15 protein-coding genes are annotated in these 18,601 nt (G+C 45.1%); 8 read left to right on the plus strand and 7 right to left on the minus strand.

Annotated features, from left to right (window positions below; translation table 11 throughout):
* Position 1: 1 nt before the first annotated feature.
* Positions 2-1,720, minus strand: a complete 1,719-nt coding sequence (gene cysI / locus ACO1PK_RS06265) for an assimilatory sulfite reductase (NADPH) hemoprotein subunit (protein ID WP_423187816.1) — start codon at positions 1,718-1,720, stop codon at positions 2-4.
* Complete coding sequence (locus ACO1PK_RS06270; protein WP_423187817.1) at positions 1,720-3,534, minus strand: assimilatory sulfite reductase (NADPH) flavoprotein subunit; 1,815 nt, start codon at positions 3,532-3,534, stop codon at positions 1,720-1,722. The genes cysI and ACO1PK_RS06270 overlap by 1 nt, the downstream gene beginning before the upstream one ends.
* A 169-nt stretch (positions 3,535-3,703) precedes the next feature.
* On the opposite strand from ACO1PK_RS06270, the gene ACO1PK_RS06275 reads away from it, so the two are divergent.
* Positions 3,704-4,051, plus strand: coding sequence for a RidA family protein (locus tag ACO1PK_RS06275; protein ID WP_423187818.1), 348 nt, complete (start codon positions 3,704-3,706; stop codon positions 4,049-4,051).
* 5 nt (positions 4,052-4,056) lie between these two features.
* Here the strand turns inward: ACO1PK_RS06275 and ACO1PK_RS06280 are convergent, their stop codons facing one another.
* Complete coding sequence (locus ACO1PK_RS06280; protein ID WP_423187819.1) at positions 4,057-4,455, minus strand: gamma-glutamylcyclotransferase family protein; 399 nt, start codon at positions 4,453-4,455, stop codon at positions 4,057-4,059.
* A gap of 170 nt (positions 4,456-4,625) precedes the next feature.
* Between ACO1PK_RS06280 and ACO1PK_RS06285 the strand changes: the two genes are divergently transcribed.
* The 3 genes from ACO1PK_RS06285 (at position 4,626) to ACO1PK_RS06295 (ending at position 7,190) form a co-directional block, all read left to right on the plus strand.
* Entirely contained in the window at positions 4,626-5,687 is a 1,062-nt protein-coding gene (locus ACO1PK_RS06285; protein WP_423187820.1) for a M20/M25/M40 family metallo-hydrolase, read from the plus strand.
* A 97-nt stretch (positions 5,688-5,784) separates the two neighbouring features.
* Positions 5,785-6,237: an NfeD family protein gene (locus ACO1PK_RS06290; RefSeq protein WP_423187821.1), complete on the plus strand. Its 453-nt coding sequence runs from the start codon at positions 5,785-5,787 to the stop codon at positions 6,235-6,237.
* 17 nt (positions 6,238-6,254) lie between these two features.
* Positions 6,255-7,190 carry an SPFH domain-containing protein gene (locus ACO1PK_RS06295; RefSeq protein WP_423187822.1) on the plus strand — a complete coding sequence of 312 codons (936 nt, stop codon included), beginning with the start codon at positions 6,255-6,257 and terminating at the stop codon, positions 7,188-7,190.
* A gap of 54 nt (positions 7,191-7,244) precedes the next feature.
* On the opposite strand, the gene ubiK is transcribed toward ACO1PK_RS06295, so the two are convergent.
* Positions 7,245-7,550 carry a ubiquinone biosynthesis accessory factor UbiK gene (ubiK, locus tag ACO1PK_RS06300; protein WP_423187823.1) on the minus strand — a complete coding sequence of 102 codons (306 nt, stop codon included), beginning with the start codon at positions 7,548-7,550 and terminating at the stop codon, positions 7,245-7,247.
* Positions 7,551-7,689: 139 nt separating this feature from the next.
* Between ubiK and rep the strand changes: the two genes are divergently transcribed.
* Positions 7,690-9,705: a DNA helicase Rep gene (gene rep, locus ACO1PK_RS06305; RefSeq protein ID WP_423187824.1), complete on the plus strand. Its 2,016-nt coding sequence runs from the start codon at positions 7,690-7,692 to the stop codon at positions 9,703-9,705.
* 13 nt (positions 9,706-9,718) lie between these two features.
* On the opposite strand, the gene ACO1PK_RS06310 is transcribed toward rep, so the two are convergent.
* Both ACO1PK_RS06310 and ACO1PK_RS06315 read right to left on the minus strand, forming a co-directional pair.
* Positions 9,719-11,521 (minus strand): diguanylate cyclase domain-containing protein, encoded by a 1,803-nt coding sequence (locus tag ACO1PK_RS06310; protein ID WP_423187825.1) that lies wholly within the window; start codon positions 11,519-11,521, stop codon positions 9,719-9,721.
* Positions 11,522-11,769: 248 nt separating this feature from the next.
* A complete protein-coding gene (locus ACO1PK_RS06315) occupies positions 11,770-12,165 on the minus strand; it encodes a c-type cytochrome (protein ID WP_423187826.1) in 396 nt (131 codons plus the stop codon).
* A 541-nt stretch (positions 12,166-12,706) separates the two neighbouring features.
* Between ACO1PK_RS06315 and polA the strand changes: the two genes are divergently transcribed.
* Positions 12,707-15,490, plus strand: a complete 2,784-nt coding sequence (polA, locus tag ACO1PK_RS06320; RefSeq protein WP_423187827.1) for a DNA polymerase I — start codon at positions 12,707-12,709, stop codon at positions 15,488-15,490.
* Positions 15,491-15,943: 453 nt separating this feature from the next.
* Here the strand turns inward: polA and yihA are convergent, their stop codons facing one another.
* On the minus strand, positions 15,944-16,558 hold the full coding sequence (gene yihA / locus ACO1PK_RS06325) for a ribosome biogenesis GTP-binding protein YihA/YsxC (RefSeq protein ID WP_423187828.1): 615 nt from the start codon (positions 16,556-16,558) through the stop codon (positions 15,944-15,946).
* Positions 16,559-16,751: 193 nt separating this feature from the next.
* Between yihA and ACO1PK_RS06330 the strand changes: the two genes are divergently transcribed.
* Together ACO1PK_RS06330 and ACO1PK_RS06335 are read left to right on the plus strand one after the other, a co-directional pair.
* On the plus strand, positions 16,752-17,378 hold the full coding sequence (locus ACO1PK_RS06330) for a c-type cytochrome (RefSeq protein ID WP_423187829.1): 627 nt from the start codon (positions 16,752-16,754) through the stop codon (positions 17,376-17,378).
* A gap of 566 nt (positions 17,379-17,944) precedes the next feature.
* Positions 17,945-18,592 carry a class I SAM-dependent methyltransferase gene (locus tag ACO1PK_RS06335; RefSeq protein WP_423187830.1) on the plus strand — a complete coding sequence of 216 codons (648 nt, stop codon included), beginning with the start codon at positions 17,945-17,947 and terminating at the stop codon, positions 18,590-18,592.
* Positions 18,593-18,601: the final 9 nt, after the last annotated feature.

Consider the following 18,601-nt stretch of genomic DNA (forward strand, 5'->3'; position numbering starts at 1 on the left):
CTTAAGCATGAAAATCAGTTTTGGATACTTTGACTTCAGCAACTATGCCCACTCGCACCACAAAATCACCAAAACACTCGCCTGTCTCGCGCTCATTTGCCCAACGGCCAATTAGCGTATCAAGCTGGCTTAAAATTTCCGGCTCGGCCACATTATCAAGGAATAGCTTTGGAATGCGGGTACCTACTTTATTACCGCCTAAATACACATTGTATTTACCCGGTGCGCGCCCCACTAAGCCCACTTCAGCTAACATGGCTCGGCCGCAACCATTCGGGCAGCCGGTAACACGCAGCACGATATGATCATCATCCACACCGTTTTTGCTTAGCAAAGCTTCAATTTTGGTCACCAGCTCAGGCAGATAGCGCTCGGCTTCGGCCATGGCGAGTGGACAGGTTGGGAAAGACACACAAGCCATCGAGTTTTTCCGCTGCTCGCTATGGGTCTCATCCAACAAGCCATATTGCCGGGCTAACTGCTCAATGTGCGCTTTTTGCGCTGTTGGCACACCAGCAATAATCAGGTTTTGATTCGCTGTCATCCGTAAATCGCCCTGATGGATTTTGGCAATTTCGGCCAAACCGGTTTTAAGCGGCTTACCCGGGAAATCCAGCACCCGACCATTTTCAATAAATAAAGTGAGATGATGTTTGCCATCAATGCCTTCTGCCCAACCAAAACGATCGCCACGGCTAGTAAACTCGTAAGGTTTTACCGGCTCAAAGGCCACACCGACGCGCTTTTCCACTTCGCTGCGGAAATTATCAACGCCTATGCGATCAATAGTATATTTAGTTTTGGCATTTTTGCGATTTACCCGATCACCATAATCACGCTGCACTGTCACTACATGCTCAGCCACCTTCAGCACATGTTCTAGGCTAATAAAGCCCAGTTCTTCGGCACGGCGCGGATAGGTAGAGGTATCGCCAAAGGTCATGGCTAAACCGCCACCCACCAGTACGTTAAAGCCAATCAGTTTGCCGTCTTCGGCAATAGCCACAAAGTTTAAATCGTTCGCATGCACATCGACATCATTATGTGGCGGGATTACTACCGTGGTTTTAAACTTACGCGGTAAATAGGTATCACCCAGTACCGGCTCGGTTTCTGTGGTTTCGACTTTCTCTTCATCTAACCAAATCTCGGCATAGGCGCGGGTTTTCGGCAATAAATGCTCACTGATTTTAATAGCCCACTGATAGGCCTCTTGATGCAGCGCACTTTCCACCGGGTTAGAAGTACAAAGCACATTCCGGTTCACATCCCCAGCGGTAGCAATCGAATCGATACCAATCTGATGTAAAAACTGGTGCATAGGTTTGATATTCGGTTTTAACACCCCATGAAACTGAAAAGTTTGTCGGGTAGTTAAGCGAATACTGCCATACATAGTTTGCTCGCCAGCAAACTTATCAATAGCCAGCCATTGCGCCGGGGTAATAATGCCACCAGGCATCCGAGCACGCAGCATCACATTGTGCAGCGGCTCTAATTTTTGCGCCGCACGCTCCGCCCGAATATCGCGGTCATCTTGCTGGTACATGCCATGAAAGCGGATCATCATAAAGTTATCGCCGGTAAAGCCACCGGTGATCTCATCTTTGAGATCTGTGGTAATAGTGCCCCGTAAATGTTCGCTTTCAGCTTTTAAACGTTCGTTATCCGACAGTTTGCCCTGCGCCACAAAATCAGGATTAATTGGATACTGGCTCATTAATACACATCCTTCTGATAGCGCTTAGCTATACGTAACTGATCTAAATACTGTTGGGCAGCTTTTTCATCTTTGCCGCCTTGCTGCTGAATAATGGTTAACAGTGCCTGATGGACATCTTTGGCCATGCGTGCGCCATCACCACAAATATACAGGTGTGCGCCCTGCTCTAACCATTGCCATACCTCAGCAGCCTGTTTTAATAATTTATGCTGTACATAGACTTTTTCGGCGGTATCGCGGCTAAAGGCCACATCTAACTTAGTGAGTAAGCCTTGTTTTAAGTAATTTTGCAGCTCTACCTGATACAGGAAATCTTGGGTAAAGTGCGGGTTACCAAAAAACAACCAGTTTTTACCACTGGCTGCGCGTGCATCACGCTCTTGTAAAAAAGCGCGGAATGGCGCTATACCGGTGCCTGGGCCAATCATTAGTATTGGAGTGTCATCATTTTCTGGCAGACGGAAATTATTGTTGCTCTCAACAAAGACCTTAATGCTGCCACCTGCGGCTATACGCTCGGCTAAGAAGCCAGAAGCACCCCCTAAGTGCGGCTTACCAAAGGCATCGTAACGCACTACACCCACGGTTAAATGCACTTCGTCTGCCACTTCAGCTTGCGACGACGCAATAGAATACAAGCGTGGCTGTTGCTTACGCAGCGCATCGATCAGCTGCTGGGCACTGATTAGCGCCGGATGCTCGCGCACAATATCGATAATTTGCCGATCGGCCAGATAAGCGCGCAGCGCAACTTTATCGGCTAACAAGCTGAGTAAGCTTGCGTTATTACTCGCTTTGGCGTATTTGTCGACAAAAGCCGGGTAAGATTGCGTTAACTCTAATTCGTCCGTTAATGCCTGCGTGACGGTGAATTTTTGGCCGGCAACATCTACTGGCGTATCACCGGCAATTCCCGTTAATAGTAACAGCTCGCGCACTAAAGCTGGATCGTTACTAAAATAGACACCGAGCGCATCACCGGGTTGATAGGTTAACCCTGAACCGGCCAACGAGATCTCAATATGCCTTACGTCTTTGCTGGAGTCACGGCCAGTAATTTTCTGATTGGTATATAACTCAGCAGTAAAAGGTTGCTGTTTGTTGTAGACGCTTACTGCAGCGGCCGTTTGGGTTGCACCTGGCCAAGTAATTACTTCTGCTGAAGCGGCCGGCGCTTTAGCAAACTCAGGCTCTAACGTCGTAATCAGGTTTTGCTGCCAAGTTGCCGCGGCAGCGGCATAGTCTACATCCAGATCAGCACGCGCAATTACCGCTTTAGCGCCTAACTCGGCCAAACGCTGATCAAAATCTTGCGCCGTTTTGCAGAAGAACTCGTAACTGGTATCGCCAAGGCCCAACACGGCATAGCGTAACTCGGGTAATTGCGGGGCTTTTTTACTAAACAAATAGTTATAAAAGCTGATGGCATTTTCTGGCGGCTCACCTTCACCATACGTCGAGGTGACAATCACCAAATAGCGTTCATTTTTTAAATTGGTCGCTTTGTACTCTGCTAAATCTTGCACTTTAACGGTAAAGCCTTTAGCGCTAGCTGCATCACCAATATCTTGTGCGACATGCTTAGCATTACCGGTTTGCGAACCAAATAAAATGGTTAAGGTAGCTGCAGGGGCGACAACCGCAGCAGGGGCCGCGCTAATGTTTTGTCCCGCTAGCTGCGCACTGGCGGCCAAATAACCGCTGACCCAAGCTTGCTGAATAGGATTAAGCTGACTAACTAAGCCCTGCAATTGCGCAACCTGCTGTTCCGAAAGCGGACTGGCCTGCGCCACAAGTGAAGATAAAAGCATAAGATATCCTGCAATAATATATTCGCTGCATTTTAGCCATCCATATGGTGATAGGTAAAAGAATGGATCTCTCTTCTTTATTCCAATAAGTAATTAAAACTCGGTTCGATTGCATTTTGCTATTTACCAACAGCAACTGCTAAACTAAAAATAGTTGACGGAGGTGCTTATGAGTTTACAACGCGTTGATACAACTGGCCGATATTCAGAAGCGGTCATTGTGAATGGCTTAATTTTTTGTGCGGGTATGGTTCCCGATACTCCAGCTTCGGATATTAAAACACAAACTGAAAACGTACTAAGGCAAGTAGAGACTCTTTTAGAGCGCTGTTTTAGTGATAAAGGAAAACTGGTAGACGCGACTATTTTTCTAGCAGACTTAGCCGACTATGCTGCCATGAATCAGGTATGGGATGCTTGGTTGCCCGCAGGTAAAGCACCCGCGCGCACTACTGTTGCTGCAAAACTGGCCGATCCGCATTGGCGCATTGAAATTAAAATTGTTGCAGCGCAATAAGCAGTTTAGCTGTCAGCTAAAAAATCACCATGCGGTAGTAACCTTAAATCTGTCACGTCCCTATTGTACAGATAGGTCGTAGCTAAATAATGCTCACCCTCCACTGTGGTAACGCTAACCTGAGCTTTACGGTATTCGTAAGGCTCTGCAAAACCTTGGCCAATACCTTCATATTGATCAAGTAACGACCATAGTTTATCAGCATCCAGCACTCTGAACAGTTCACCTTTAACCTTAAAGCTAGGTGTTTTCAGAATTAATGCAGGATAGGATCCAACACTGTAGAGTTGTCCAGTCACATGCCCATCAGCCATAAACTCAGCAAAGCGCAGCATGCTTAGGTGCATAGGATGCTGTGCCGCACGGCGCAAAGTACCGTACACAAATAAATACTCTGTAAACATAGATTGTGATTTTTTGAACCTGTTATAGTAAAGCCACAACGGCGGTTACCAATTACCCCTTCGGCAATCGTTAGTTTATCATCTTCTAGCATTTACACGCATCTAGCAGAAGGCGTGATTGGCAATACACTAATCCACAGTGTGTATGTTTAGGGAACTGTGAAGGAAAAATGATGTTTTTAAAGAAAAAGCGCTATATCGCCAGCCTAATAATTTTGGTTGTCATAACCTTAAGTTATGTTGTACTAAAACCTATGTGGCTTGAACAGCTAACCGCATTAGAAGCCGAGCGTATCAAACTTATCACGCCTACTCAGGTTGCCCCCGCGAGCTTAGAGCGCATAAATAGCGAACAATTGATGGCTGACTTACATTGGCTAGCCGCTGCTGAACGCCAAGGTCGAGCCCCCGGCACACCTGGCGGTATTGCTGCCAGAGAGTGGATTGCCGCGCAATTTGCTGATATTGGCTTAACACCGGCAGGCACAGAAGGGTTTTTCCACCCTTATAGTGTGAAAGAACATTTTTCTTTCAGTCGTTGGTTAAGAGGCAGAAATCCGACTATTCCAGGCGTTGACAATGCCGCGAATGTGCTTGGATTGCTACCTGGTACAGTACCCGGCTTAAAGCCTTTAATACTTACTGCACATTATGATCATTTGGGGATGCATGGCGATACCATTTTTTATGGCGCCGATGATAACGCTTCTGGCGTGGCGGCAATGTTGGAACTGGCACGCTATTTCAAGCAAAATCCCTTACAACACCCTATCTTATTTGTAGCGTTGGATAGTGAAGAAAAAGGTTTACAAGGTGCAGTAGCGCTCTTCCGCACCGGTTTATTGCAGCCTGAGCAGCTGGCCTTTAATATCAACATTGATATGCTAAGCCGCGATACCCACCAACTGTTATTCGCAGTAGGCACTTACCACCACCCTTGGCTATTACCGCTCATAGATCAGTTGCAACCACAAAGCGCAGTAAAACTGTTACCTGCACATGATCGTCCTTGGTATCTGGCTGGTAATACGCAGGATTGGACGCTAAGCTCAGACCATGGTGTGTTCCATCAACAGGGAGTGCCTTTTATGTACTTTGGTGTGGCCGACCATGATGATTACCATACACCGCGAGATACCGCCGATAAAGTCGATGTGGCTTTTTATCATCAAGTTGTTGAAACCGTGCTAAGTTTTTTGCAAATTCTAGACTCGTACTTAGCAGGCCAGTAGTTACATTTGCTTACATTTTTTGTAAATCAATAGTTACTCACATTGAGCATTATCGCTAAACTAGCCACATTGGCTTAAAGAAAAGTGGAGGTATTGTTTGAGCATAGCAATGATTTGGATCATCGTCGGTATTGTGCTGATTTTAACCGAATTACTGGCAACCAGCATCGTTGCCGTGTTTCTGGGGATAGCAGCGATTATCGTCGGCATATTATTGCACTTAGGCTTAATTGAATCCGCTAGCGCACAGTACTCGGTGTTTGGCGTGATCAGCCTAGTGTTACTCTTTACTGCTCGTGGGCGCTTTAAGAGTTGGTTTGTCGGTTATACGGCTGACAGCAACGAGCACCCCAGCACCCTGCGCCAAGATATTGGTGATAGAGTTACCGTGCTCACTGATTTTCAGCAGGGACAAGGCCGAGTGTTACTGAATGGCGTGCAATGGGATGCGCAATCTAACGATGATCTTAAAGCCGGCGAAGTGGCTCACGTTTCGGCTAATCAAGGCATCCTGTTAGTTGTTAGCCGTGAAATACAGCAAAATAATTAACCATAGAGGGACTCAAGATGGAAACATTGGATATTCAAACCATTTTAACGTTCGGTTTTGCATTAGCCGTTGTTATTACTATTTTCAAATCAGCTCGCGTCGTTCCGCAACGAAGTAATTATGTCATTGAACGACTTGGTAAATACTCTCGCACCCTAGATTCTGGTTTTCATATTTTGATCCCATTTATCGACAAAGTGGCCTATATCCATACCTTAAAAGAAGAAGTCATTGATGTGCAACGCCAAACCTGTGTCACTAAAGACAACATTCAGGTAGGGATTGACGGTATTTTGTATATTCAGGTAATTGACCCACATAAAGCCAGTTATGGTATTAACAATTATCGCTATGCCGCCGCGCAATTGGCACAAACCACCATGCGCTCGGTGATTGGTCAAACCGATTTAGATAAAACCTTTGAAGAGCGGGCAAAAATTAACGAAGAAGTGGTTAAAGCTTTAGATGAAGCAGCATCGCCATGGGGTGTAAAAGTATTACGTTATGAAATTGCCGATATTGAATTACCTCTCAGTATTAAAGATGCGCTAGAACAGCAAATGCGTGCTGAGCGTGAGCGTCGTGCAGCCATTGCGAAGTCTGAGGGAGAGCGGCAAGCGATGATCAATGTGTCTGAAGGCCAAAAGCAGGAAGTGATTAACCTGTCTGAAGGTGACAAGATGCGGCAGATTAACGAAGCGGAAGGCCGCGCGCGCGAAATTGAACTGATCGCAGTCGCAACAGCACAAGGTATTCGCGAGATCGCTGAAGCCATTAATCAGCCCGGTGGACAAGAAGCGGTTAGTTTGCGCGTTGCCGAACAGTACGTTAAAGAATTTGGTAACCTTGCTAAAACCAACAACACCATGATCGTGCCTGCAGAGCTGGCGAACATTGGTGGTGCCGTTGCCGGGTTAACCGAAATATTGAAGGTTGCGCAGCATAAAAGCTAACAACCTATGACGTTAGACCCCCACCCAGTCTGTTATAACTAGGTGGGGGTAGTATTATTGTTGATCTGACGAAGGTAACCCAGTTGCCTCAAATGACTGGATCTTGGTATCGTCTGCGGTTTTTTCTGCCATTAATGCCGCAAGTTGTTGCTCCATCTGTTCCACTTTCTCGCGAGTACGTAACAACACCTGACGCTGCACATCAAACTCCTCACGACTAACAAAATCTAAATCCGCCAGTTTAGCTTGTAATACTTGCTTTACTTTAGCTTCAACGTCATCCGCAAATTGCCTCACTTGTGGCGGAATGGCATTGCCAATTTGTTTGGCAATTTCTTCAATTTTCTTCGGATCGATCATCTTACTCTCCTCGAGCACCTAAAGGTGCTATAAGCTTAAACTGATAACTTAACCCTATTCTACTCCCAAATCTGCAATCGCCAATGCTATTTGATGCTAAATTTCGTTACAATACCCGCCCAAGTGTAAAGGTGAGTGCATGAAATTAAATCCCCAGCAAGACGCAGCAGTAAAGTTTATCTCCGGACCATGCCTCGTGCTGGCAGGTGCCGGTAGCGGTAAAACGCGGGTGATTATTAATAAAATTGCTTATCTGATTCAGCAATGCGAAATGCCAGCACGACATATCGCCGCTGTCACCTTCACCAATAAAGCCGCACGCGAAATGCGCGAACGAATAAATGCGCAGTTACCAAAAACAGCCACTCGCGGCCTAACAATATCGACCTTCCACACCTTAGGGCTAGATATTCTAAAAAAAGAATACCGCCAGCTAGGGTATAAAGCTAACTTTAGCTTATTCGATGATCAAGATAGTATGGGGCTGCTAAAGCAACTCACGGAAAACGACTACAACGGCGATAAAGACTTACTTAAAGCCCTACAAAGCAAAATCTCCAGCTGGAAAAATGATCTTACACTGCCAGCCTTAGCCTTACAGCAGGCACAAGATGCCGACAGCATAAGCCTTGCCAACTATTATCAACAGTACAGCAATATGCTTAAAGCCTGTAATGCGTTTGATTTTGACGATCTGATTATGCTGCCTACCTTGTTGTTTCAACATAATCCGGAAACGCGGGAACGCTGGCAGCATAAAATCCGCTATTTACTGGTGGATGAGTATCAAGATACCAATACCAGCCAGTATGAATTAGTGAAATGGCTAGTTGGCGAGCGGCGTCGTTTTACGGTAGTCGGCGACGACGACCAATCGATTTATTCTTGGCGTGGCGCTCGGCCACAAAACTTGGTATTGCTGAAAAAAGATTTTCCCGAGCTTAACGTGATCAAACTGGAACAAAATTACCGTTCGGCCGAACGCATTTTAAAAGCCGCCAATATTTTAATTGCCAATAACCCTCACGAGTTTGAAAAAAAACTGTTTAGTGTGAATGGCTACGGTGTACCGCTTAAAGTTTTGCCTTGTAAACACGAAGAAGACGAAGCAGAAAAAGTGGTAGCCGAAATTATCTCGCATCGCTTTACTAATCGTAGCCATTATCGTGACTATGCCATCTTATATCGTGGTAATCATCAATCCCGGGTATTTGAAAAATCCTTGATGACAAACCGCATCCCCTATCGGATTTCCGGTGGCACCTCGTTTTTTTCCCGCAGCGAAATTAAAGATATCATGGCCTATTTGCGCTTGTTGGTAAATCAGGACGACGATAACGCCTTACTACGGATCATCAATGTGCCTCGCCGCGAAATTGGCCATGCTACCTTAGAGAAAGTGGGTAACTTAGCCAATCAGCTACATATCAGCTTATTTGCTGCTTGCTGCCATCCAGAGCTCGCCAACCACTTACCTGCCAGAGGTTTGCAGGCGGTGCAGCAATTCGCACAGTGGATAGCCCAATTGGCCGAGAATGCACTGCGAGCTGAGCCGACAGAAGCCATTCGTGATTTAATCCGGCAAAGTCATTACGAAGCCTGGCTGTTTGAAACCAGTCCTAGCCCCAAAGCGGCTGAAATGGCGTTGAAAAACGTCAATGAATTATATCGCTGGATCACTGAGATGCTGGAGGGTAAAGACGATGAGCCGGCATTACCGTTAGCAGAGGTGGTGAGTAAACTTTGTTTACGCGATATGTTAGAACGGCAAGAGCAGGAAGATAATGCCGATCAAGTGCAGCTATTAACCTTACATGCGTCTAAGGGCTTAGAATTTCCGTTTGTGTTTATGGTGGGGATGGAAGAAGGCATTTTGCCGCATCAAACCAGCATAGACGAAGATAATGTGGAAGAAGAACGTCGTTTAGCTTACGTAGGCATTACTCGGGCACAGCGGGAGCTCATTTTTACGTATGCCCGAGAGCGCCGCCAGTTTGGCGAAGTTATTCGGCCGGAGCCAAGTCGCTTTTTAACTGAACTGCCGCAAGATGATTTAGAATGGCAAAAGCCCAATCAACCGAAAACCGAAGAGCAACGCCAACAAACTGGCTTGGCAAATATTGCCAGACTAAGACAAATGTTAAATAAGACCTAGCCTGAACGTAAAACTAATCGGCATTTAAAGCTTTTAGCATTTGATCGCGCATACTGGGTTCAAATACCACGTAACGGCCTCGCCCCAAGGCTTTAGCGTGGTACATGGCAGCATCGGCATCACGTAACATCGCGTCGGCGTGATGATATTCAGCATGATAAGGCGCGATGCCAATACTGACACCCGATTGTACGGTATGGCTATCTAACAGATACGGCTGGCGAAACTTATCAATAATACGCTGTGCTATCTCTTCTGCATCTAGTTGAGACTGTAAATTAAGCAACATTACCACAAATTCATCACCACCAAAGCGTGCGGCCACATCATGTTCACGTACGGCACTTTGCAAACGCTTACTGCTTTCAATTAAAAAAGCATCGCCAATATGATGGCCTAAAGAGTCGTTGATTAGTTTAAACCGATCTAAATCAAGGAATAACAGTGCCATACCAGATTGCGGTAAGCGTTTATTCAACGCAAACTGTTGCTTGAGTTGCTGCAGAAACATTTGTCGGTTAGCCAAACCGGTTAATACATCGTGATTAGCATCGTAAAACAGCTTTTGTTCCGCTTTCTTCCGCTCTTCCACCTGTAAACGCAAAAATAAATTGGTTTGGCGTAATTCACGAGTACTTTCAAATACCTTACGCTCCAGCTCTTCCTGGTGCAGCTTCTGCTTTTCAGCCGCAAGCTTGCGCTGAATGGCCACCGCAATATGCTGTGATACAAAGCGCATAATGGATAGCTCTTGTTCTGAATATTGATAATCGCTTTCATAGGATTGTACGGCAATCACTCCGATCACTTTATGCTCAATTTTCAGAGGGGAACCTAACCAACTGTTTGACAGCTTACCAAATTGCTCTAAACCGGTTAAACCGCGACAGATCTCACCTTGTTCAGCTAACGCATTGGCTTGCTCAGAATTAATTAATTTCGCTTCCGCACGGCGAATCACATATTCGGTAAAACCACGACCTAAAGGTCTATCGCGAGCAGCGGGGCTAAACTGATCGATGTAAAAAGGGAAAGTAAGCTTGGACTGCTCAGCATCCAGCAAAGCAATATAACAGTTCTCCGCCGGCATCAAACCACACAGCACGGTGTGAATCGCTTTATAAAAGGTTTGCATATCCTGACTACTGGCTGTCAGTTCAGAAATCTTGTAAAGCGCAGCCTGCAATTGCTCGCCATGATTACGTTCTTTAATTTCTTTTTGCAAAGAGTCGTTAATTTGTAATAACTGCTCAGTACGCTCTTTAACGGTCGCTTCCAAGAGTTCACGACTTCGCACGCGATCTAACGCGATTACGGTGTGAGCCGCGATATTACTAAATAACTTAAGATCCTGTTCATCATAGCCAAATTGGTGATCATAGGATTGCACTGCCATAACACCAATCACCTTACCTGAGCGCCATAGCGGAATGCCCATCCAGTGTGCTGAAGGTGAGCCTTGAGCCTCAATTTCACCCGAGGCCACTAAATCTTGAAATTGTTGAGCATCACATAACAATGGCTGTTGCTGACGTGCAACATAGCCAGTAAGCCCACGAGAAAACGCACTATTGGGAATAGTTCTGATCAGCTGTTGATCTTTTTCATCTGAAAAATACTGCAGACGGAATGTCTCAGTAGCACTGTCATATAACACCACATAAAAATTTTCAGCGTGCAAATGCTCTGAAACCATCTTATGAATGGCAGGATAGAAATCAGCCATATCGCTTATATGACTGGCAAGCTCGGATAGTTGTAACAAAGCCCCCTGAATGGTATAGGCTTCTTTATAGCGCTCAAGCAGTATTAGCAAACGTCTTATTCTGCTTGACGCTCGGTTAAGGAGGTGTTGGAGTGTTTGTTGATTATTCAATCCCGCTATTCCGTTGCGATAAAAACACTAATCTGAGCAATAGTTCTAAAGGACTATTATGCACAAAGTTTATGCACATGGAAGCGTTAGCTGAAAAAACATTGAATTAAATGGCTTTTCGAATTGAATGAGGGCTAGCTATTCAACAAAAACACCGCGACAAGCGCGGTGTTTTTATACAATAAGGTTTAAACGCCGTCTGTCATAAAACGAATTGCTGCGGCAATTTCGTCTTCAGAACAGGTTGAACAAGTCCCCATTGCAGGCATATTGCGAATACCCTCAATCGAGTGTTTAAGCATAACATCAAAACCTTGGGCTATTCTTGGCTGCCAATCTGCAGACTGCGGCTTAGGCGCATCTAACGCACCGGTACCATGGCAAGCAAAACATGCTGTTTGATATACCTGCTCACCAGTACGTGGACCTGCAGCTTGTGCCGCAACAGCGGGTGCTGCACCCGCTAAATACACTTGTCCAACAGGCGCAATACGTTTGGCGATAGCGTCAGCATCCTTGTCAGCGCTGGCATTTACGCCGAGAGTGGTCAGCAACAGTGCTACTGCTAGTGTCAATTTTTTCATATTATCGATCCTGTACTGAAAGCCATGAAATTTTCATGTCATTATAGCCTGCATCTGGACAAAAACGGAAGATCAGTTGGTTATTGTTGCAGCAGCTTTCCGGTGAAATTGACTTTTGTGGTTCGACTTACTGCACACGTACCTATTTTAACTAAAAATACAGCAGTAAAAATTTTTTAAATTTTTTAAATTTGTACTGGGCAAAAATTTGTAATGTGGTAATCTGTTCGACCTGCTAGATATTATTTTTATGTTTTCACACAGAATAGCTAGCAGGACAATAAAGCGTTTTCCACATTAGAAATAAAAAACAATAAGAATAAGAGCTCTTGCAGTCACCTCTTTTTCTCTTTTAAAAACAAACATTTAAAAACCAACCAACCTATTCAATGTATTATTGAGTAGCACTTAGTTATTAGTTTTGCACAAAGTTATCCACAGCTTTCCCCCACCACCGCGTCAGTTTTCTCTCCTTGTTCAGCTAGCTGTAACCTATCAGCTGTGGCATGCTATTCGTTAAAGCGTTGCAGGAACAATTATCATGGTTTATATCCCGACAAATCCGTTAATTTTGGTTGACGGTTCTTCATATTTATTTCGTGCCTATCACTCACCGCCGCACTTAACAAACTCCAAAGGTGAGGCCACCGGCGCTATTTATGGCGTTGTGAATATGCTAAAAAGCTTGTTGAAACAGTACAAGCCAACACAAATGGCTGTCGTTTTCGATGCCAAAGGCCCTACCTTTCGCAATGACATGTACAGCGAGTACAAAGCGCATCGACCGCCGATGCCTGATGATCTGCGTAGCCAAATCGCACCTTTACATAAAATTATTGCAGCGATGGGCTTACCTTTGCTTTGTATTAGTGGCGTTGAAGCAGATGATGTAATTGGTACATTAGCGCGACAGGCCAGTGCGGCTGGCCGACACACCCTTATTTCAACCGGTGATAAGGACATGGCGCAGTTAGTTGATCAGCATGTTACGCTGATTAATACCATGACCAATACCTTGCTCGATCCGACATCGGTACAAGAAAAATTTGGCGTAGGTCCTGAATTAATTATCGATTATCTGGCATTAATGGGTGACAAGGTAGATAACATCCCAGGCCTACCCGGTGTGGGTGAAAAAACTGCTGCCGCTTTATTACAAGGCCTAGGCTCTATCGAGCAGATTTATCAACAACTTGATCAGGTTGCGACATTAAGCTTTCGTGGCGCTAAAACCATGCCAGCCAAATTAGCCGAACATAAAGCACAACTGCTACTCTCCTACCAATTGGCGACGATTAAATGCGATGTGCCCTTACCTTACCAGTTAGACGATTTAACGATTAAACCGGTAGATCGCCAATCACTCGCCGAGCTGTATCGTGAATGTGAATTCAAACGCTGGCTGGCTGAGGTGCTAAGTACAGATGAATCTGTAACCGAAGCCGCACCGGCAGCAGCCGTTCAAAGTATTGAGAGCGAATCATCAATAGCGGAAGTGCGGCAAATTCTTGATCGTAGCCAGTACCAAACTGTGCTGACTGAGGCCGATTTCCAAGCGCTACTCGCGCAGTTAGATCAAGCCGAGCTGACCGCTTTTGATACCGAAACAACCAGTCTGGATTATATGCAAGCCGAACTGGTTGGCTTGTCTTTTGCCACTGCCGCAGGCAAAGCCTGGTATCTGCCAGTTGCCCATGACTATCTTGGCGCCCCAGAACAACTGGACCGCAGCCATGTTCTAAGCAAACTTACACCTTGGCTGGAAAACCCCAACAAGGCCAAAGTTGGCCAGAATATGAAGTATGATCAAAGCGTGTTAGCCCGCTATCAGATCAACTTGCAGGGTGTGCGCTTTGATACCATGCTGGAATCCTATGTGCTGAACTCTACGGCTGGACGTCACGATATGGATAGTCTGGCATTAAAGTATCTCGGGCATAATACGATTAGTTTTGAGGATCTGGCGGGCAAAGGCGCTAAACAACTTACCTTCAATCAAATTGAGCTAGCAAAAGCAGCCGAATATGCGGCAGAAGATGCTGATGTCACCTTGCGTCTACATCAAACGCTCTGGCCTCAGTTGTCTCAAGACGAAAAACTGGCACAAGTACTCACCGATATTGAACTACCGCTCATTACTATCTTATCCACGATAGAGCGCCATGGCGTATTGATCGATAGCCAGTTATTAGCAAAACAAAGCGAGCAACTGAGTCTGCGAATCAAAGAACTTGAGCTACAAGCCTATGCCGCAGCAGGAAAGGAATTCAATTTAGCGTCACCAAAACAGTTACAGGAAATTTTGTTCGAGCAAATGCAATTACCTGTATTGAAAAAGACCCCCAGCGGTACCCCCTCGACGGCTGAAGAGGTGTTAGCTGAGCTTGCGCTAGAGTATGAATTCCCGAAACTGATCACCGAACATCGTGGTTTAAGTAAATTACGCTCTACCTACACCGATAAACTGCCGAAAATGGTTAACCCGGCAACAGGTCGAGTGCATACTTCTTATCATCAGGCCGTTGCCGCAACAGGTCGTTTGAGCTCTACTGAACCGAATTTGCAAAACATTCCGATCCGTACCGAAGAAGGCCGCCGGATCCGTCAAGCTTTTATCGCACCACCTGGCAAGCTGATTATGGCCATCGACTATTCGCAAATTGAGCTAAGGATAATGGCGCATCTTTCAGCAGATAAGGCGCTGCTCGATGCGTTTGCTAAAGGGCTGGATGTGCATAAAGCAACCGCAGCCGAAGTGTTTGGCGTAGCGGTGGAAGAGGTTAGCAGTGAGCAACGCCGCCGAGCTAAAGCGGTCAACTTTGGTTTAATTTATGGCATGTCGGCCTTTGGACTCGCCAAACAGCTTGGTATTGCGCGCAGTGAAGCGCAGCATTATGTCGATCTTTACTTTGAACGCTTCCCCGGCGTACTAAATTATATGGAAAGAACCCGAAAACAAGCGCATGAACAAGGCTATGTTGAAACCTTATTTGGCCGTCGTTTGTATTTACCGGATATCAATACCCGTAATATGGCTAGGCAAAAAGCCGCTGAACGCGCAGCGATAAATGCACCGATGCAAGGCACTGCAGCCGACATCATTAAACTAGCGATGATTAAAGTGCAAGCTTGGATCGAGCAACACGCCAGCGATAAAGTGACAATGATCATGCAAGTACACGATGAACTGGTGTTTGAAGTAAATCAAGCAGATGTAGAGAGTGTTTGTGCTGAACTGAAAGCCATTATGGCCAGCGCTGCAACACTGAGTGTGCCATTGTTAGCTGAAGCAGGCTATGGTAGCAATTGGGATGAGGCGCACTAAGCAAAATAGCAGTAATAAAACTACATAAGAGCCCATAGGAGTGGCTTAAAAGCCACTTTTTGTAGTTTTATTACAAAAAATCCTTGCAATCGCTCAGAAAATAGCTAAAATTTGAGCTGTAGGGTACAGAGGTAAGATATTCTATCTTTCCAATTGGTGCGCTTATGCCACTGATATCGTGAAAGTAGGCTTTATTTAGCCGCCCCGCTGCTTGCAGCGGGGCGTTTTTTTTGGCAAAACCAAAAGGCATATTGAAATTTTCACTCTATTTTTTAGAGTAAATACTTTAAACAATGAATTATTGCTGATAGAATAGCCATGTCTTAGCAATAAGACACCCTGTTGATTTGATTTATATAGCTTCTCCCCGATTGCTATGACCGACCCTACTTAGGGTCGGTTTTTTTTCGGGCTTACCCTCACCGCGCTTGATAGCCGCTTCAGCCTGTTGTGTTACTCAGCGCTGTTATTGAACCATCCATCAAGCACTTGTTCAAACTCAGCTAAGCCATATTTATTTAATGAGCTAAAAGCTTGTACCCGCACATCACCCATAAATGCCATAGCGGCTTCACGCACTTCCAGTACAATTTTATTGCGCGCACCCGGCCCCAACTTATCCGACTTTGTTAATAAAATTAACACAGGCAAATTACTCTGTACGGCCCAAAAAATCAGCTGCTGATCTAAATCTTTTAAAGGATGACGAATATCCATTAAAACCACTATACCCTTTAGGCTCTGCCGCTTTTCTAAGTATTCCGATAGCGACTTCTGCCATTTTTCCTTTACAGCGAGGGGCACTTTGGCAAAACCATAACCAGGTAAATCAATTAATCTTTTATTTTCAGCCAACGTAAAAGTATTAATTAATTGCGTTCGCCCTGGCGTTTTACTAATTCTTGCTAAACTATTCTGACGAGTTAGCGTATTTAAAGCGCTCGACTTACCGGCATTTGAACGCCCTGCAAAGGCGACTTCAATACCCACGTCAGCTGGCAAAGCTTTAATATCGGGGGCGCTGGTAAGAAAACTGACTTGTTGATAATTAAATTTTGTATAAGACACGGCCTGCTCCGGCAGTTGATTTGGTGTTATTGTAGCGGATCAGGAGGATCGGAAGAAGCATTTGCCACGCATTTGACTAAAGGATGGGATTTTACTTTAGGCAGTTTCGTGTAAAATAGACAAAAAACACCTTAAATATAATTCATTGTTGCCAGATTGCTGGCTTTTGAATGCGGACTGAGACGGATCAAACATGAAAAAACTCATTTTACCTCTGACGCTGTTATTCGGTTTAGTCGGTACAGCTAACGCTTTTGATGGTGACGCCGAAGCAGGCAAAGCAAAATCAGCGACCTGTGCTGCATGTCATGGCCCTGATGGTAACAGCCCTCTGTCAATCTACCCTAAACTGGCGGGTCAACACGCTCAATATTTATACAAACAACTGACAGATTATAAATTAGGTATGACCACAGGTGGTCAGCAAGGCCGCGCCAACGCCATTATGTATGGTATGGTTGCCGCATTGTCTGATCAAGATATGAAAGATTTGGCAGCTTACTTTGCTTCACAACGTATGTCGCCAGGCACTACACCAGAAGATGTGGTTGAAGCCGGTCAAAAGCTTTACCGTGGCGGCGACGCTGACCGTGGTATTGCAGCCTGTATCGCCTGTCATGGTCCACGTGGCGCAGGCACTAGCTTAGCTGGTTTTCCACGCATTGGCTTTCAAAATGCAGAATATCTAAAAACCACTCTTGAAGAATTCCGCGCGGGTACGCGTGCCAATGATATGAACGGCATGATGCGTGAAGTCGCGAAGAAACTTACCGATGAAGACATCCGGGTACTTTCTCAGTATTTAGGTGGCTTACACTAATTCCTGCCACACAGGCAAAATCAGAAACCGGCTAACTAGCCGGTTTTTTATTGTGCGAAATATCTCACAAACGCTGTGAGACATTTGCCAAAAATCATTTTTTATTGAACTTTTCTAGATCACTGAATGTTTTATAAACAAATGATTTATATAGCAATCGAGACTAAAGTCGCATATTGGTCACAATTTTATTGCAGTTCGGGCTTGTCATCTGCAAATATCGGAGTAAATTAAACCTGTCGCTTCGGTGGCACGACAATATGGATAACAGAGTTAAGGAAGCTATCTGCACGTAAAGTGCGCTGTGTTTTAAGATGCCCAGAAGGTATCAGGCTCTAAAGCCAAACAAGGATGATTACCAAAGTATCAGGAAGATCGCGAATAAAAAAATCTTTGCAGGGAAAGCGTTTAATAACATACGGATAATTTGCAACATGGTGTTGACTGCGCATCAGGATGAATTACGCAAATCGAGAGAAGTGTTGACCTCTAGGCACGAATAAACAGGGCGATAAGTTAATCTTATCGCCCTTTGTTTTTAATTTAGCATTGTAATAAGAAATATTATGTCAAATGAGGTTTGCCCTCTCTGCCACACCACCCATACCGCGATCTTTAGTCAGGACCAACAACGATTGTATTGGCAATGCCAACACTGTTGCTTGGTTTTTGTTGCAAGAGCAGACTTATTGTCACCAGAAGCAGAACGGCAGCACTATTTATTACACAATAACGACGTAGCCGATGTTGGCTACCGCCAGTTTTTGAGTAAACTTGCTAATCCGTTATTGTCTGAACTAGGCAAGGAAGTCAAACAAGGCTTAGATTTTGGCTGTGGCCCTGGCCCTTTGTTAGCCAAAATGCTGTCAGAAGCCGGACATGCAATGCAAGTTTGGGATCCTTTTTTCGCGAATAACCCCGACGTGCTCACCCGACAATATGACTTTATTAGCTGTACCGAAGCAATAGAGCATTTTGTGAATCCGAGCAGAGAATGGCAACTTTGGCTAGAACTGCTAAAACCGACAGGCCTGCTAGCGATAATGACAAAATACTATCCGGACGCAGCAGCCTTTACCAACTGGTATTATAAACGTGACCCAACGCATATTAGCTTTTTTAGTATGCAGACTTTTCAATGGCTGGCACAGCAATATCATTTACAAGTGGCTTTTCCAACAAATGATGTGGTGATTTTCCGTAAAGCTGGTTAAAATGTGCGC

The sequence above is a fragment of the Alishewanella sp. d11 genome (assembly GCF_049390205.1).
Taxonomy (GTDB): domain Bacteria; phylum Pseudomonadota; class Gammaproteobacteria; order Enterobacterales; family Alteromonadaceae; genus Alishewanella.

Bases quoted from the DNA above. Each gene is read 5' to 3' on its own strand.
- ACO1PK_RS06285 (WP_423187820.1), top strand. From the start codon at position 4,626: ATGATGTTTTTAAAGAAAAAGCGCTATATCGCCAGCCTAATAATTTTG.
- ACO1PK_RS06275 (WP_423187818.1), top strand. From the start codon at position 3,704: ATGAGTTTACAACGCGTTGATACAACTGGCCGATATTCAGAAGCGGTC.
- ACO1PK_RS06330 (WP_423187829.1), top strand. From the start codon at position 16,752: ATGAAAAAACTCATTTTACCTCTGACGCTGTTATTCGGTTTAGTCGGT.
- ACO1PK_RS06335 (WP_423187830.1), top strand. From the start codon at position 17,945: ATGTCAAATGAGGTTTGCCCTCTCTGCCACACCACCCATACCGCGATC.
- ACO1PK_RS06270 (WP_423187817.1), bottom strand. From the start codon at position 3,534: ATGCTTTTATCTTCACTTGTGGCGCAGGCCAGTCCGCTTTCGGAACAG.
- ACO1PK_RS06280 (WP_423187819.1), bottom strand. From the start codon at position 4,455: ATGTTTACAGAGTATTTATTTGTGTACGGTACTTTGCGCCGTGCGGCA.
- cysI (WP_423187816.1), bottom strand. From the start codon at position 1,720: ATGAGCCAGTATCCAATTAATCCTGATTTTGTGGCGCAGGGCAAACTG.
- rep (WP_423187824.1), top strand. From the start codon at position 7,690: ATGAAATTAAATCCCCAGCAAGACGCAGCAGTAAAGTTTATCTCCGGA.
- ACO1PK_RS06315 (WP_423187826.1), bottom strand. From the start codon at position 12,165: ATGAAAAAATTGACACTAGCAGTAGCACTGTTGCTGACCACTCTCGGC.
- polA (WP_423187827.1), top strand. From the start codon at position 12,707: ATGGTTTATATCCCGACAAATCCGTTAATTTTGGTTGACGGTTCTTCA.
- ubiK (WP_423187823.1), bottom strand. From the start codon at position 7,550: ATGATCGATCCGAAGAAAATTGAAGAAATTGCCAAACAAATTGGCAAT.
- ACO1PK_RS06295 (WP_423187822.1), top strand. From the start codon at position 6,255: ATGGAAACATTGGATATTCAAACCATTTTAACGTTCGGTTTTGCATTA.